This is a genomic window from Arthrobacter ginsengisoli, from assembly GCF_031456935.1.
Classification (GTDB): Bacteria; Actinomycetota; Actinomycetes; order Actinomycetales; family Micrococcaceae; genus Arthrobacter; species Arthrobacter ginsengisoli.
The window spans coordinates 34407-48075 of record NZ_JAVDVQ010000005.1 but is presented as its reverse complement, the minus strand read 5'-3'; the positions used below and the strand labels follow the sequence as shown (position 1 = coordinate 48075).

At 62.3% G+C, this 13669-nt stretch carries 16 protein-coding genes; 13 read left to right on the top strand and 3 right to left on the bottom strand.

All coding sequences use genetic code 11. From position 1 onward, the window contains the following. The first annotated feature begins 5 nt into the window (after positions 1 to 5). The 3 genes from coaA to mscL all read left to right on the top strand — a co-directional run bounded on the left by coaA (position 6) and on the right by mscL (position 2388). Entirely contained in the window at positions 6 to 971 is a 966-nt protein-coding gene (gene coaA / locus J2X01_RS07515; RefSeq protein WP_310052486.1) for a type I pantothenate kinase, read from the top strand. A 5-nt stretch (positions 972 to 976) separates the two neighbouring features. Beyond that, the gene (locus J2X01_RS07510; protein ID WP_310052483.1) at positions 977 to 1891 is read left to right on the top strand and encodes a M15 family metallopeptidase; all 915 of its coding nucleotides are present in this window, start codon (positions 977 to 979) and stop codon (positions 1889 to 1891) included. A gap of 92 nt (positions 1892 to 1983) precedes the next feature. Next, on the top strand, positions 1984 to 2388 hold the full coding sequence (gene mscL / locus J2X01_RS07505) for a large conductance mechanosensitive channel protein MscL (RefSeq protein ID WP_310052481.1): 405 nt from the start codon (positions 1984 to 1986) through the stop codon (positions 2386 to 2388). Between the two features lie 107 nt (positions 2389 to 2495). On the opposite strand, the gene glmM is transcribed toward mscL, so the two are convergent. From glmM to rplM, 3 genes are all read right to left on the bottom strand, one after another. Beyond that, a complete protein-coding gene (glmM, locus tag J2X01_RS07500) occupies positions 2496 to 3857 on the bottom strand; it encodes a phosphoglucosamine mutase (protein WP_310052478.1) in 1362 nt (453 codons plus the stop codon). 150 nt (positions 3858 to 4007) lie between these two features. After that, positions 4008 to 4517 carry a 30S ribosomal protein S9 gene (rpsI, locus tag J2X01_RS07495; protein WP_024367144.1) on the bottom strand — a complete coding sequence of 170 codons (510 nt, stop codon included), beginning with the start codon at positions 4515 to 4517 and terminating at the stop codon, positions 4008 to 4010. A 36-nt stretch (positions 4518 to 4553) separates the two neighbouring features. After that, positions 4554 to 4997: a 50S ribosomal protein L13 gene (gene rplM, locus J2X01_RS07490; protein WP_024367145.1), complete on the bottom strand. Its 444-nt coding sequence runs from the start codon at positions 4995 to 4997 to the stop codon at positions 4554 to 4556. A 294-nt stretch (positions 4998 to 5291) separates the two neighbouring features. Here rplM and J2X01_RS07485 point away from each other — a divergent pair, with 294 nt between their 5' ends. The 10 genes from J2X01_RS07485 (at position 5292) to J2X01_RS07435 (ending at position 13528) form a co-directional block, all read left to right on the top strand. Further along, entirely contained in the window at positions 5292 to 5957 is a 666-nt protein-coding gene (locus J2X01_RS07485) for a prepilin peptidase (RefSeq protein WP_310052473.1), read from the top strand. A 270-nt stretch (positions 5958 to 6227) separates the two neighbouring features. Then, on the top strand, positions 6228 to 6428 hold the full coding sequence (locus J2X01_RS07480) for a Flp family type IVb pilin (protein WP_310052469.1): 201 nt from the start codon (positions 6228 to 6230) through the stop codon (positions 6426 to 6428). Between the two features lie 136 nt (positions 6429 to 6564). Beyond that, positions 6565 to 6771, top strand: a complete 207-nt coding sequence (locus J2X01_RS07475) for a Flp family type IVb pilin (protein ID WP_310052466.1) — start codon at positions 6565 to 6567, stop codon at positions 6769 to 6771. Beyond that, positions 6768 to 7196: a TadE family protein gene (locus J2X01_RS07470; RefSeq protein WP_310052464.1), complete on the top strand. Its 429-nt coding sequence runs from the start codon at positions 6768 to 6770 to the stop codon at positions 7194 to 7196. The genes J2X01_RS07475 and J2X01_RS07470 overlap by 4 nt, the downstream gene beginning before the upstream one ends. Further along, the gene (locus tag J2X01_RS07460) at positions 7184 to 8248 is read left to right on the top strand and encodes a pilus assembly protein TadG-related protein (protein WP_445344433.1); all 1065 of its coding nucleotides are present in this window, start codon (positions 7184 to 7186) and stop codon (positions 8246 to 8248) included. The genes J2X01_RS07470 and J2X01_RS07460 overlap by 13 nt, the downstream gene beginning before the upstream one ends. A gap of 49 nt (positions 8249 to 8297) precedes the next feature. Beyond that, the gene (gene cpaB, locus J2X01_RS07455; RefSeq protein ID WP_310052461.1) at positions 8298 to 9059 is read left to right on the top strand and encodes a Flp pilus assembly protein CpaB; all 762 of its coding nucleotides are present in this window, start codon (positions 8298 to 8300) and stop codon (positions 9057 to 9059) included. Next, entirely contained in the window at positions 9056 to 10252 is a 1197-nt protein-coding gene (locus J2X01_RS07450; RefSeq protein WP_310052459.1) for a CpaE/TadZ family protein, read from the top strand. Before cpaB ends, J2X01_RS07450 begins: the two co-directional genes overlap by 4 nt. Then, entirely contained in the window at positions 10249 to 11685 is a 1437-nt protein-coding gene (locus J2X01_RS07445) for a TadA family conjugal transfer-associated ATPase (protein WP_310052457.1), read from the top strand. The genes J2X01_RS07450 and J2X01_RS07445 overlap by 4 nt, the downstream gene beginning before the upstream one ends. Continuing rightward, positions 11682 to 12629 carry a type II secretion system F family protein gene (locus tag J2X01_RS07440; protein WP_310052454.1) on the top strand — a complete coding sequence of 316 codons (948 nt, stop codon included), beginning with the start codon at positions 11682 to 11684 and terminating at the stop codon, positions 12627 to 12629. The genes J2X01_RS07445 and J2X01_RS07440 overlap by 4 nt, the downstream gene beginning before the upstream one ends. Before the next feature lie 266 nt (positions 12630 to 12895). After that, positions 12896 to 13528, top strand: coding sequence for a type II secretion system F family protein (locus tag J2X01_RS07435; RefSeq protein WP_310052453.1), 633 nt, complete (start codon positions 12896 to 12898; stop codon positions 13526 to 13528). The last annotated feature ends 141 nt before the right edge of the window (positions 13529 to 13669 follow it).

Sequence of the window (13669 nt, the reverse complement as noted above, 5' to 3'; positions counted from 1 at the left end):
CTAGGGTGACTTTGCAACGCAATGAAGCGAACGGCGACGGCGGTTCCCCGTTCGTGGAGCTGGACCGGCAGACCTGGTCCCGGCTCGCTGCCCAGATGGAGCAGCCCCTCAACCGGGAGGACGTCCTCCGGCTTCGCGGCCTCGGCGATCCGCTGGATATGAAGGAAGTCCGCGAGGTCTACCTCCCGCTGTCCCGCCTGCTGCACCTGTATGTCGAGGCGGCCGGCCAGCTCCATGCGGCAACCACCACGTTCCTGGGCGAACAGACCCAGCGCACACCCTTCGTGATCGGCGTCGCCGGATCGGTGGCCGTGGGCAAATCGACCATCGCCCGCGTGCTCCGCGAGATGCTGCGCCGCTGGCCCGGCACCCCGAATGTTGAGCTCATCACCACGGACGGTTTCCTGTACCCGCTGGCGGAACTCAAGCGGCGGCAGCTGCTGGAGCGCAAGGGGTTCCCCGAGTCCTACGACCGCCGCGCCCTGCTCCGCTTCGTGAGCGAGGTCAAGGGCGGCGCCGAGGAGGTCCGCGCGCCCTGGTACTCCCACGTCACTTATGACATCGTCCCCGGCAAGGAAGTGGTGGTGCGCCGCCCCGACGTGCTGATCGTCGAGGGGCTGAACGTCCTGGCCCCGGCCCGGCCGCGGCATGACGGCCGGCAGGGCCTGGCCGTGAGTGACTTCTTCGACTTTTCGATCTACGTTGATGCCAAAACGTCCTACATTGAGGAGTGGTACGTGGACCGCTTCCGCAAGCTGCGGACCACCGCGTTCGCCCAGCCGGAGTCCTACTTCCACCGCTACGCCACGCTCTCGGACACCGAGGCGGAAGAGACTGCCCGCGACATCTGGAAGCGCATCAACGAACCAAACCTCGAGGAAAACGTGCTCCCCACCCGCGGCCGCGCGCAGCTGGTCCTCACCAAGGACGTTGATCATTCCATCCGCCGCATGCTGCTCCGCAAGGTCTAGCACAGGTGTGCCACGAAGCTTCCGCGCCGGCTCCGGCGCCGGGCCCCGGTTTACGCACCCCGGGCCGGCGGGCCTTCAACCGGCTGCTGCTCGCGGGAACCGGCCTCGCCGCCCTGAGCGCCTGCTCCCCCGAAGCCGCCACGCCCTCGCCGTCGGCCGCCATTTCTGCGTCAGCGCCGACGTCGACGACTGCGGGCGCCACGGCAACGCCGGCCGGCGCCGCCGGCGGCACGCCGTCGGCTGAGCCCCCGCCGGACAGTTCCGCGGCGCCGGCACCGGAGACCGCCCCGCCCTCCCCGGTGCCCGCCGCCGCGCTCCGGCACTCGCTCACGGACCCGGCGAGCCCGTGGGTCGTCGTGAACAAGCACCGGCCGCTCTCCCCCGCCGCCTACGTGCCGGCGGACCTGGTCCGGCCGCGCGTGCGCCTGGCCACCTCCGGCGAAGCGGCGCTGCTCAACAGCACGACGGCGGCGGCGGCGGAGCGGATGTTCGCCGCTGCGGCAGGGGCCAGCGTCATCATCACCCTCGCGAGCGGCTACCGATCTTTCAACACCCAGATCGCCACCTACAACAGATGGGTGAATGCGGAGGGACAGGCCGCGGCGGACACCGCCTCCGCCCGGCCCGGATACTCGGAACACCAGACCGGCTGGTCCTTCGACATCGGCGACGGCAGCGGGCGGGACAGCTTCACCCCCGCGTTCGCCAACCAGCCGGCGGCGGTCTGGGTGAAGGCCAACGCCCACCTCTTCGGCTTTGTGGTGCGCTACCCGTGGATGTTCCATGAGATCACGGGCTATTTCTACGAGCCGTGGCACCTTCGCTACGTGGGCGTGGAGGCCGCGGGCGAGATGAACACCCGCGGCATTGCGACGCTCGAGGAGTACTTCGGTCTCGAAGCGGCGCCGGCCTACCTGTAGCGGCCGGGAACCCGGGCGTTGGGCCCCGACACGGAGCAGGAACCTTACCTCTGCGACACGGCGTGTTCACGCGGCTGGGCTAGTTTGGGCACATGCTGACCGGATTCAAGAACTTTATTCTCAAGGGCAACGTCGTAGACCTTGCCGTCGCAGTCGTCATCGGCGCCGCGTTTGGCGCCGTGGTAACGGCACTGGTCCAGAGCGTGTTGATGCCGTTCATCGCCGGTCTGGTGGGCTCGCCCAACTTCGACAGCTTCGCTGTCGTGACCCTGAACGGCAACGACATCAGGTTTGGTGTGTTGCTGACGGCAATCGTCAACTTCCTGATGGTCGCGGCCTCGATTTACTTTGTGGTTGTTGTTCCCATGAACCACATGGTCGAACGGCGCAACCGCCGCCTCGGCATCAACCCGGAGGTCACGGACGAGGCCGGCGAGGATCCTCAGATCGCCCTGCTGACCGAAATCCGTGACTCCCTGCAGCAACGCCAACTGTAGTCCTGGACAAAACCGGATAGCTCACCTGACAACGAACGGCCCGCCTCTCGAGGCGGGCCGTTCGTTGCTTAAGACCGTATGTCGTTCAAACAGCTCTGCGTCGGTCCTCAGTCGGCGACGAGCTCCAGGGCCAGTTCGGTCCGGACCACCTGCGCCAGGCGTTCCGCGACGGCCTGGGCGGTCTCCTGGGACGCCGCCTCCACCATGACGCGGACTACCGGTTCGGTGCCGGAGGGGCGCAGGAGCACGCGGCCGGTGTCACCGAGCTCGGCCTCGGCGAGGGCCACGGCCGCGGCCAGGACTTCATCGCCCTTGACCCGGGAGCGGTCCACGCCCTTGACGTTGATCAGGACCTGCGGGAGCTTGGTCATCACCGCGGCCAGTTCCTTCAGCGGACGGCCCGTGAGTGCCACCTGGGCGGCAATCTGCAGGCCGGTCAGGACGCCGTCGCCCGTGGTGGCGTGGTCGGCGAAGATCACGTGACCGGACTGCTCGCCGCCGAGGTTGAAGCCGCCTTCGCGCATCCCCTCCAGCACGTAGCGGTCGCCGACGCCGGTCTCGCGCAGGCTGATGCCGGCCTCGCGGAGCGCGATCTTCAGTCCGAGGTTGCTCATCACGGTCGCGACGAGGACGTTGTCCGTGAGCTTGCCGGAGGCCTGCATCGCGACAGCGACGATCGCCATGATTTCGTCGCCGTCGACCTCGTTTCCTTCGTGGTCCACGGCGAGGCAGCGGTCAGCGTCGCCGTCGTGGGCAATGCCCAGGTCGGCGCCGTGTGACAGAACGGCCTGCTTCAGCGGGCCCAGGTGGGTGGAGCCGACGCCGTCGTTGATGTTGAGGCCGTCCGGTTCGGCGCCGATGAGAATGACCTCGGCGCCGGCGTCCTTGAAGACCCGGGGGGAACAGCCGCTCGCCGCGCCGTGGGCGCAGTCCAGCACGATTTTGAGTCCGTCCAGGCGGTGCGGGAGGGTGCCGAGCAGATGGACAATGTAGCGGTCCTCGGCGTCGGAGAAGCGCTGGATCCGGCCGACGTCGCCGCCGACCGGGCGGCGCGGCTCCTTGCCGAGCTGCGACTCGATTGCGTCCTCCACGTCGTCGGGCAGCTTCTGGCCGCCGCGGGCAAAGAACTTGATGCCGTTGTCCGGGGCGGGGTTGTGCGAGGCGGAGATCATCACGCCGAAGTCCGCGTCCAGGTCGGCCACCAGATAGGCCGCGGCCGGGGTGGGCAGTACGCCGGCGTCATAAACGTCGATCCCGGAGCTGGACAGCCCGGCCTCCACGGCAGCCGCGATGAACTCACCGCTGGCGCGGGGGTCCCGGGCAACCACGGCGCGCGGCCGCGTTCCACTCGTGTTGCGGTCATGGCCGAGCACGACGGCGGCGGCCTGGGCCAGCTGCATCGCCAGTTCGGCCGTGAGCAGGCCGTTAGCCAAACCCCGGACACCATCTGTTCCAAATAATCTAGACATCGGCTCAAGTTTAGACGATGAGGGAGGCGCTCCCGGTCGCGGGGTCACCTTCCAGGCCCTCGAAGACGCCCCTGGACCGGCGTCTTCGCTGATTAAACGGCGAAAGCCCGCCCCGCCACAAAGGGGCGGAACGGGCTTTCGGAAGCGGGTTTAGCGCTTGGAGTACTGCTGAGCCTTACGGGCCTTCTTGAGACCGGCCTTCTTGCGCTCGATGACGCGGGCGTCACGACGCAGGTAACCGGCCTTCTTCAGGGTGGCGCGGTTGTTCTCGGTGTCGATCTCGTTCAGGGAACGGGCGATGCCGAGGCGCAGGGCACCGGCCTGGCCGGAGATGCCGCCACCGTGGATACGGGCGATGACGTCGTAGGCACCGTCAAGATCGAGGATCTTGAAGGGCTCGTTGACGTCCTGCTGGTGCAGCTTGTTCGGGAAGTAGTTGGCCAGCTCGCGGCCGTTGATGGTCCACTTGCCGGTGCCGGGCACGATGCGAACACGTGCGACAGCTTCCTTGCGACGGCCAACTGCTGCGCCGGCAACCGTGAGGGCCGGGCGTTCCTTCTTGGGCGCTTCTGCTTCCGCAGGACCGCTTTCCGAGGTGTAGCTGGTCAGGTTTTCCTCAGCCACAACGGCCTCGGTGGTCAGTTCTTCGTTCTGAGCCACGATTCTCCTTGATAAAAAGTTGGTTGGTGGCCAGGACTACTGGGCGACCTGGGTGATTTCGTACGTCTTGGGCTGCTGGGCGGCGTGGGGGTGCTCGGCACCCTTGTAGACCTTCAGCTTGCCCAGCTGCTGTGCAGCGAGGGAGTTCTTCGGGAGCATGCCCTTGATGGCCTTCTCCACGGCGCGGACCGGGTTGGACTCCAGCAGCTCCGCGTAGGTGACGGAGGTCAGGCCGCCCGGGTAACCGGAGTGGCGGTATGCGCGCTTCTGCTCCAGCTTGGCGCCGGTGAGGGCAACCTTTTCAGCGTTGATGATGATGACGAAGTCGCCCATGTCCATGTGGGACGCAAAGGTGGCCTTGTGCTTGCCGCGCAGCAGGATTGCGGTCTGGCTGGCGAGACGACCAAGGACAACGTCGGTGGCGTCAATGACGTGCCACTGGCGGTTGATATCGCCGGGCTTCGGGGTGTACGTACGCACGGTGTTTGCCTCGTTCTTGTTCTGGCGTTCTTGTTTTAGGCGTCACGCGGAGGTGCACCTACTATCTATGCGCTACCGGAACAGAGGTGAGGGCTCTATGTAACCAGTCATCCTGAAATCTCGAATGTGCACGCTGGGTAGTTATCCTGCAACCGGATTCCCAAGCGGGCACGCATCATCGAGAAGGACACGCACAACGACTACCAATAATAGCGGATGAGCAGTCACTGGGTCAAAATGGGGTGTCCGGATGCATTCTGCCCGCCCCCGGCCCGCCGCATCCCTGGAGGAACCGTGTTCGACACCGCCGCTGCTGGCTCCGCTTCGCCGCTGTTTATTGTCGGGGTCGGCTTCGCCGGCCTGTGCCTGGGACTGATCGCCGACGCTCTGGTCCGGCGCGTCCTCCCCCAGCTGGCCGGCGAAGCCACCACGAGGCTGAGGATTACGACGGCGGCAGTGACCTTTGTGCTCTCGGCCCTGCTGGCGTGGCGCTTCGGAAGCGCGGCAGAACTTCCCGCCTATGTATTGCTTGGCATTTTCGCCGTTCCGCTGGCGCGGATCGATATTGAGCATCATTTGCTGCCGAACCGGCTCGTGGGGCCCCTGCTGGGGGCCGGCCTGGCGCTCTTGGCGTTCGCTTCCCTGGCCCAGGGAGCTGTGGGTGACCTGATTCGCGGAGCCGCGGGGTCCGCAATCTTGTTCGTTTTGTACCTTATTTTGGCCTTGACCAGTAGAAATGGCCTCGGAATGGGCGATGTGAAGCTCGCGGCACCACTTGGACTGTACTTAGGCTACCTAGGCTGGGCGCAGGTGTTCTATGGAGGGGCCCTGGCGTTCGTTGTGGGCGGCCTCGCCTCCGTGGTCCTGGTGCTGAAAAACCGCGGAAACAAGCCAAAAGAGGTGGCCTACGGTCCCTCGATGCTGGCAGCGGGACTCGCCATCATCCTGCTTCTTCCGTAACTCCAGTCACTGCCGTATCTCTGCCATCACTGATAAGCCGGCGCACCAAACCAAGTAGTTGTCGCCCATATTGCCGACATTAACTGAGTACACACCCGGATTGCCACAGGTGGTACCTCCTTTTCCATCCCAAAAAATCGAGTATTCCGATTCATTGCTGCGCCGTTAATCGCCATGCAATTGTTGTCCCAACGGAACTCCGGGGGTTTAGCAACAGGGGAATTGCTGGAATTCCGTTATTCACTCAAAACTCTGGAAAAGGAACTTAAAATGACTGGTCTCATGGTTTCAATGCTCGCTTTCGTCGCCGGCGTCAAGGACAAGATGGAATCCGAAAAGGGCGCCACCGCCGTTGAATACGGCCTCATGGTCGCACTCATCGCCGTCGCCATCATCGGCGGTGTCAGCCTCCTTGGAGACAACCTCCTGGCAATGTTCGAGGGCATCGCCGCCGAAATCGTCGCACCCTAATTTAGGGCACGAGCGGAAGCCCCGGGGCGGGGCGGCGGCAGTTCGGGCGACAGCTCCAGTGCCACCGCCCCGCCCCGGGGCTTCTTTTACTGCGTATATGCGCAGGGTTGCCAGGTCTCAAGGTTCAGGAGGGGTCGTGAACGGTCTCAGATTCAAGGCGAAAATCACCGCATTGCAAGTGATTGACGTTGGTTATTCAGTGCGTTCGCTGCAAAGCGGCGCCACCGTAGTCGAGTTCGCACTCATGGTCGGCTTCATTGCCACCGCAATCGTTCTTGCCGTCGGTTTGATCGGACAACAGCTTATTCCTGGCTTCCCGGCCGCTACGGCCGGCCTGCGATGAAACCCCGGGTCAAGACGCAAGGCAGGAAGAAATCTAAGGAATTGGGAGCTGTCGCCGTCGAATTCGCCTTGATTCTCCCCATCTTCCTGGCGCTAATTCTGGGAGTCGTAGAATTCGGTCGCGCCTTCAGTATTCAGGTTTCCATGGCAGAGGGCGCTCGCGAAGCGGCCAGATACATGGCGATCCACTACGCCACAGAGGCCGATGCCGAGGCTACCGCCCGGGATAGGGCAATGTTCGCGGCCAACCCCATTGCCGGTTTGCAGCCGGGCGATGTCGCAATTACTGCCTGCGAGCCGGGCCTAGACACCGTCGTCACGATTACAGCCGATACAGCATACCTGACTGGGCTTCCAACGCTGCTTCCCTTTCTACCGGACATCATGAACATTTCAGCACGAGGGGTAATGCGATGTGGAGGATAGTCACGAAAACGTCGGTCGCCGTCGACAGTAGCGAAAGCGAGCGAGGGGTAATCGCGCCCCTCGCTGCGATTCTTATGGTGGCTCTCCTGGGATTCGGAGCTCTTGCCGTAGACGTAGGTGCAATTTACTCAGAGAAGGCGCAGCTGCAGAACGGCGCCGACTCAGCGGCACTCGCGGTTGCGCAAGCATGCGCAAAGTCTACGTGCCCTGTCGATCCAAAAGGTATGGCAGCGCCGCTCGCCAATGGAAACGCTCTCGATGGGTCAAGCAACGTTGTCTCAGCCACCGTCAACGCCGGCACAGTCGACGTAACGACTGCCACGCCCGAGGCTGGCGGGGAGCATTTTTCGCTTTATCTGGCGCGTGTCCTCGGCATCAACTCTGTAGAAGTTGAGGCCTCAGCCCAGGCACAATTTGGGGGCACATGGGCAGCCAATGTTGTGCCTATCGCATTTTCGAAGTGCGAAGCCGGCCTATCTCTCACGCCAGGATTGCAGTTCTTTCCGATCCATGGCGTGGACGAAGGGCCGGGTAAGTCAAAAAAGAAGAAGCCGCCAGTCTGCCCGTACAAGTCCAGTTCAGGATCCGAACTCCCTGGTGGATTTGGCTGGTTGGACGACGACGACAATGACTGTTCCGTGTTGGTAAACATTTTGGAAGATGAAGGATGGGTTGGAAGCGACCCGGGTAGCGATTTCAATGGTGACTGCTCCGCAATGTTCACAGATTTTGTTCTGAAGCTCGACGCCAAAAAGGACGTGGAAGTCCTTATTCCTATCTTTGATGACTCTGTTGGCACTGGCGAACATGCGGAGTTCAAGATTCTCGCCTTCGGCGCAATTTCACTGCGCGGCTGGAATCTCAGCGGCGGGACCAAAACCCCCGAGAACTATATGAAACCCGATGCAACAACGCTTAAATCCAGCCTCGGACTGGGCGAAGACGATCGCGGAATCTACGGCAAATTTGTCAGAATCGTAACGCTGGACGAAGCGGCTATTCTCGGGGGGCCTAAGGACTACGGCGCTGATGCAGTGAAACTCACTAATTAGTAGAGGCATCAAAACACAATTCGCAATTATCGGATAAGGGGACTGAACATTGAAAACACGCCTACTGGGAGGCATCGTCGCATTTGTGCTGGCAATAGTTGGCACTGTTTTATTGGTTTCATACGTTTCAGCATCAGAGGCGAGGGCCCAAAAGGACCTTCAGCCCGTCGATGTACTAGTCGTCCAACAACAGGTTGCCAAGGGCGCTGATCTCGACGCGGTCAGGGGCGCCGTGAAGCTCACCTCGCTTCCTTCGGCGTCGGTGCCCAACGGCGCCCTCAAGAGCCTGGAAGGCCTGAATGGGAAAGTCGCCGCAGTAGATCTGCTGCCCGGCGAAGCGCTACTGGGTGCACGGCTGGCTGAGCCTGAGAGCTTGTCCGCGCCAGGCTCGGTTCCGGTTCCGGAGGGAATGCAAGAAATCTCGGTTCAGTTGGAGGCCCAGCGGGTGGTCGGCGGGCGCATCGCAGCCGGCGACACCGTGGGCATCGTCGTCCTCTTCGACAAGGGAGCCGTGAAGGACTCGCCGGATGTGGAGTCCGGCCAGCAGATCTTTCACAAAGTCCTTGTAACGAGCGTCCAGCGTTCCCTGGCGAAGACAGCTGCAAAGACTACCGAAGGGAACACGGCTGAGGAGCAGGCCAATACGGAATTGCCCAGCGGACAGCTGATCGTAACCTTTGCCCGCAACGACGCTGATGCAGCGAAGATCGCCTTCGGTGCCAACTTCGGCACCCTGTGGCTGACCAAAGAACCCTCATCTGCAACTGAAGGCGCGCCGCTAATTGTCAAGAAGCCGGAGCTGTACCGATGAGCAGATTCGTAGCCATCACAGCAGAGCCCGATTTCGAAGCCCGTGCCAGGCAGGCGGCTTCCCGCCTGCACGGAACATTTCACGGAATCGTAGCCAGCTTCCTGCCGCCGGGCCCGGACGACGTCCTGCGCATGGTCTCCGGCGATCTCGTCGAAGTCATCCTGCTGGGACCGGGCCTCTCGGTAGATGACTCCATTCGGCTTGCCAGTCTCTTCGACCTCCAGTACCCGGAGATCAGCGTGGTGCTGGTGACCGATAGCGATTCCAATATTGCTTTGCCCGCGATGCGGGCCGGAATCAGGGACCTCCTGGAACCAAGCGCCGACGTGGACGCCATCCACGTCATGCTTGAACGCGCCAGCCTCGCGGCTGCGGGACGCCGGCGAGGCCTCGGGAACAGCGTCGAGCCGTCGACGGGGAACGGAAGAATCATCGCCGTCATGTCGCCAAAGGGCGGCGTGGGAAAAACGACCGTCACCACCAACCTCGCGGTCGGGCTCGCAAAATTGGCGCCTATGGGCGTTGTGGTGGTCGACCTGGACCTGCAGTTTGGCGACGTGGCGTCCGGACTCATGCTTGAGCCGGATAAGACAATCTCCGACGCCGTAAAAGGTGCGGCCGCGGGCGACAGCCTGGTGCTCAAGTCCTACCTCACGCTGCACCCTTCAGGCATCTACGCACTATGCGCACCCCTCAACCCGATAGAGGCCGATCAGATAACAGGGGAACAGGTCTCCAGGCTGCTCGTCCAGTTAGCCAGCGAATTCAAATACGTTGTGGTGGACACCGCACCCGGGCTCGGGGAACATGTCCTCGCGACGCTCGAACAAGCCACGGACGGTTTATGGGTATGCGGAATGGACATACCGAGCATCAAGGGCCTCCGGACTGGGTTCGCACTCCTGACGGAGCTGGGCTTGCTGCCCCCGAACCGCCACGTGGTTCTCAACTTTGGTGATCGTCGAAGCGGACTGACACTTCAGGACGTCGAAGCAACCATTGGATGCCCTGTGGATGTTGTGCTCCCCCGGTCCCATGCCGTGCCGTACTCCACGAACAAGGGGGTGCCGCTGCTCCAGGAGGCATCCAGGGACTCCGTGGCAAAGGGCCTGCGTCGGCTCGTCGAGCGGTTCGACCCGAACTGGGAGCAACGGCCCCACAAGAAACTTCACCGAAGGGCGGTAGTCCAATGACACTCGCAGATCGCTTCGAAGCCGTCCGCGGCCAGGAAAGCAAGCAACCAGTAGCCCCTCGAACTGAGATCCCGTGGGCAGGGAAGGCTCAGAACGAGTCCGCCTGGAATGAGCCAACCCCCAAGGATCACAGCGCTGAAGCCAACGACGCATTATCAGCAGTCAAGGAACGCGCCGGCGCATCGCTCTATGAGCGCATGGGCAGCCGGATCACAGACTCGTCGCTGGATGAGGCTGAATTGCATGATTACGCCAAGGGCGAATTGCGAGCCATCATCGAAGAGGATGAGATTCCGCTGTCCTCGGGCGAACGGCAGCGTCTCGTTCAGGAGATCCTCGATGATGTGATCGGCCTCGGCCCGTTGCAGAAATTCCTGGCCGATGATGCAGTGACCGAAGTAATGGTCAACGGCCCGGAGAAAATCTATGTGGAACGTGGCGGCAAGCTCTTCCTTACCGGTTCCCGCTTCACATCCGAGGAACACTTGCGGCGGATTATCGAGCGGATTGTCACTAAGGTCGGCAGAAGAATCGACGAATCGTCTCCTCTCGTGGATGCTCGCCTGTCCGACGGTTCGCGTGTCAACGCCATCATCCCGCCGCTGGCCGTCAACGGCTCATCGCTGACGATCCGAAAATTCGGCCAGGTGCCGCTGACGGTCAACGACCTTATAGGGTTTGGCACGATCTCCCCGGAGATCGCCGAACTGCTGAATGCCTGCGTCCATGCCCGGCTCAACATCATCGTGTCCGGAGGCACCGGGACTGGCAAGACGACCTTGCTCAATGTCTTGTCTTCTTTCATTCCCGCTGATGAGCGGATCGTCACTATCGAGGACGCCGTCGAGCTTCAACTGCAGCAGGAACACATTGTCAGGCTCGAAAGCCGGCCGAGGAACATCGAAGGCAAGGGCGAGATCAGCATCCGGGAACTCGTCCGCAACTCCCTGCGCATGCGCCCGGACAGAATCATCGTTGGCGAAGTCCGCGGCGGCGAGACCCTGGACATGCTGCAGGCTATGAACACCGGCCACGACGGTTCAATTTCAACCGTCCACGCCAACACCCCGCGCGACGCCATCGCCAGACTCGAGACCCTGGTCCTCATGGCAGGAATGGACCTTCCGCTCCGCGCCATTCGCGAACAGATCGCCTCGGCAGTCAACCTCATAGTGCACATCTCGCGCCTACGCGACGGCACCAGACGAGTCACCCACGTCACGGAAGTCCAGGGGATGGAGGGTGACGTGGTCACGCTTCAGGACGCGTTCACTTTTGATTACAGCGCGGGGATGGACGCGAACGGACGGTTCCTTGGGCGGCCGATTCCCACTGGTGTCAGACCCCGTTTTGTGGATCACTTCGCGGAATTGGGTATCGCACTTTCCCCGGCCGTCTTCGGGAATTCGCCGATTGGCGGTGGATACCGGTGAACCCCGATAGCCCACTTCTGTTGATTCTTGGCGTCCTCCTTTGCTTTGCCGCCTTGGTGTTCCTCCTCGTGGTGACACTTCGTGGCCGTGAATCCAACATCGACGTGTCGCGCAGAAGGCCTGGGGTTGCCGAGCAACCGTCGGTGCTCACCCGGGTTGCGGAATCTGCATCTTCTTTTGTCGACCAGAAAGTCGGCAAGAACGCCAGCTTCGGCTCCGCAAACTCGCTGGAGGAAGCGGGGCTGCGCATTCGCCAGGCAGACTACATTCTCCTGCTCGGATGTATCGCCGTCACGGCGGGCATCATCGGATTCGTCCTGGCCGGGGTGGGACTGGCTCTGCTCTTCGTGCTGTTGACGCCCATCGGCGGCATGCTGTTCCTGAACATTATGGCTGGCAACCGTCGTGCGAAGTTCGAATCGCAGCTTGGCGACACCCTACAGATGCTCTCCGGCGGACTGCGGGCTGGTCACAGTCTGCTTCGAGCCGTGGACGCGGTCTCACAGGAGTCAGACGCGCCGACTTCGGAGGAATTCGCACGTCTAGTAAACGAGACCAGGCTGGGACGAGACCTGAAGGAATCCATGGCCGACTCAGCCCGGCGCATGAGGAGCGAGGACTTCGACTGGACGGCCCAGGCGATAGAGATTCACCGGGAAGTCGGAGGCGACTTGGCCGAGGTGCTGGACCATGTGGGAGAGACTATCCGCGAACGGATGCAGATCAAGGGCCAGGTGCAGTCCCTTAGTGCCGAGGGCAAGCTGTCAGCCTATATTCTCATCGCTTTGCCCGTCGGGATCTTTTTATTCCTTAGTTTCGCCAACCCGGGGTACCTCGGCGTCATGTACACCAGCGTGCTCGGCTGGGTAATGCTCGGGTTTGCAGTTGTACTGCTGGCTCTCGGCTCCTTTTGGCTGAGCCGTGTCGTCAAGATCAAGTTCTAGGGGGAACAAACATGAGCGTAATGGCCTGGTTTATAGTGGCAATCATCGTTGTTCCCTGTTCGGTATTGGTGTGGGCAGTAATTTCAGTCGACCGCACAGGCCTTGCTGCTGTCCGGAGCAACCTGGGACGCAGCAAGGGATCATCCGTGGACATTTCGGGCGGTGTCGCTGCCCCAATGCTCGCGCAGTTGGGTCAGCGTCTGGCTCCGAAGGGGTATCCAGCCTGGCTGGACAAGTTACTCGCCAAGGGGGGAAGGCCGGCAGGCATGCCACTGGAGCGGCTCCTGGTGATCAAGCCGGCACTTGCCCTGGTGGCTGGCCTCGTGGGGATCTTGTATGTCGTCAAAACCCCAACGGGAACAACCATCCTGCTGGCGTTGTCCGTGACTGTGCTCGCGTACTTCGTGCCGGACTTGCTCCTGCACAGCCGGGGGGCTAAACGCCAGGAAGCCATTGAACTGGAGTTGCCCAGCACCTTGGATCAAATGCTGATTTCGGTGGAGGCCGGACTTGGCTTTGAATCAGCAATGGCGCGCGCGGGCCAGAACGGATCGGGCCCGCTCGCCGCGGAACTTCTCCGGACGCTGCAAGACATGCAAGTCGGCAGGAGCCGCCGGGAAGCATACCTCGCCATGGCTGACCGCACCGGAGCCGCTGACCTCCGGAGCTTCGTGAGGGCCGTTGTCCAGGCGGATGTGTACGGCATCGCGATAGCAAGCGTCCTCCGGACGCAGGCCAAGCAAATGCGAATCAAGAGGCGGCAGCGCGCTGAAGAGAAGGCAATGAAGCTTCCCATCAAGGTGCTGTTCCCCTTGATGCTGTGCATCCTGCCCGTGCTCTTCATCGTCATCCTCGGGCCGGCCGTCATCAATATCGTCGCGGCCTTCTCCAACATGTAGGGACAACCACAGCGCCTACCCCAGCACCCCAAGACCGGACCCCCTCGGACCCCAGAGCCGAGGGGGTCCTTTTGTGTCCGGTAACTTAGTCCAGCTCGAGTGCAGATTATGTGCAGAAAACCCACAGGATATGTGCAGTTT

Excerpts from the sequence above, each read along its gene's own strand:
- mscL (WP_310052481.1), top strand. The coding sequence starts at position 1,984 with ATGCTGACCGGATTCAAGAACTTTATTCTCAAGGGCAACGTCGTAGAC.
- glmM (WP_310052478.1), bottom strand. The coding sequence starts at position 3,857 with ATGTCTAGATTATTTGGAACAGATGGTGTCCGGGGTTTGGCTAACGGC.
- J2X01_RS07480 (WP_310052469.1), top strand. The coding sequence starts at position 6,228 with ATGACTGGTCTCATGGTTTCAATGCTCGCTTTCGTCGCCGGCGTCAAG.
- J2X01_RS07470 (WP_310052464.1), top strand. The coding sequence starts at position 6,768 with ATGAAACCCCGGGTCAAGACGCAAGGCAGGAAGAAATCTAAGGAATTG.
- J2X01_RS07460 (WP_445344433.1), top strand. The coding sequence starts at position 7,184 with ATGTGGAGGATAGTCACGAAAACGTCGGTCGCCGTCGACAGTAGCGAA.
- J2X01_RS07450 (WP_310052459.1), top strand. The coding sequence starts at position 9,056 with ATGAGCAGATTCGTAGCCATCACAGCAGAGCCCGATTTCGAAGCCCGT.
- J2X01_RS07445 (WP_310052457.1), top strand. The coding sequence starts at position 10,249 with ATGACACTCGCAGATCGCTTCGAAGCCGTCCGCGGCCAGGAAAGCAAG.
- J2X01_RS07435 (WP_310052453.1), top strand. The coding sequence starts at position 12,896 with ATGCCACTGGAGCGGCTCCTGGTGATCAAGCCGGCACTTGCCCTGGTG.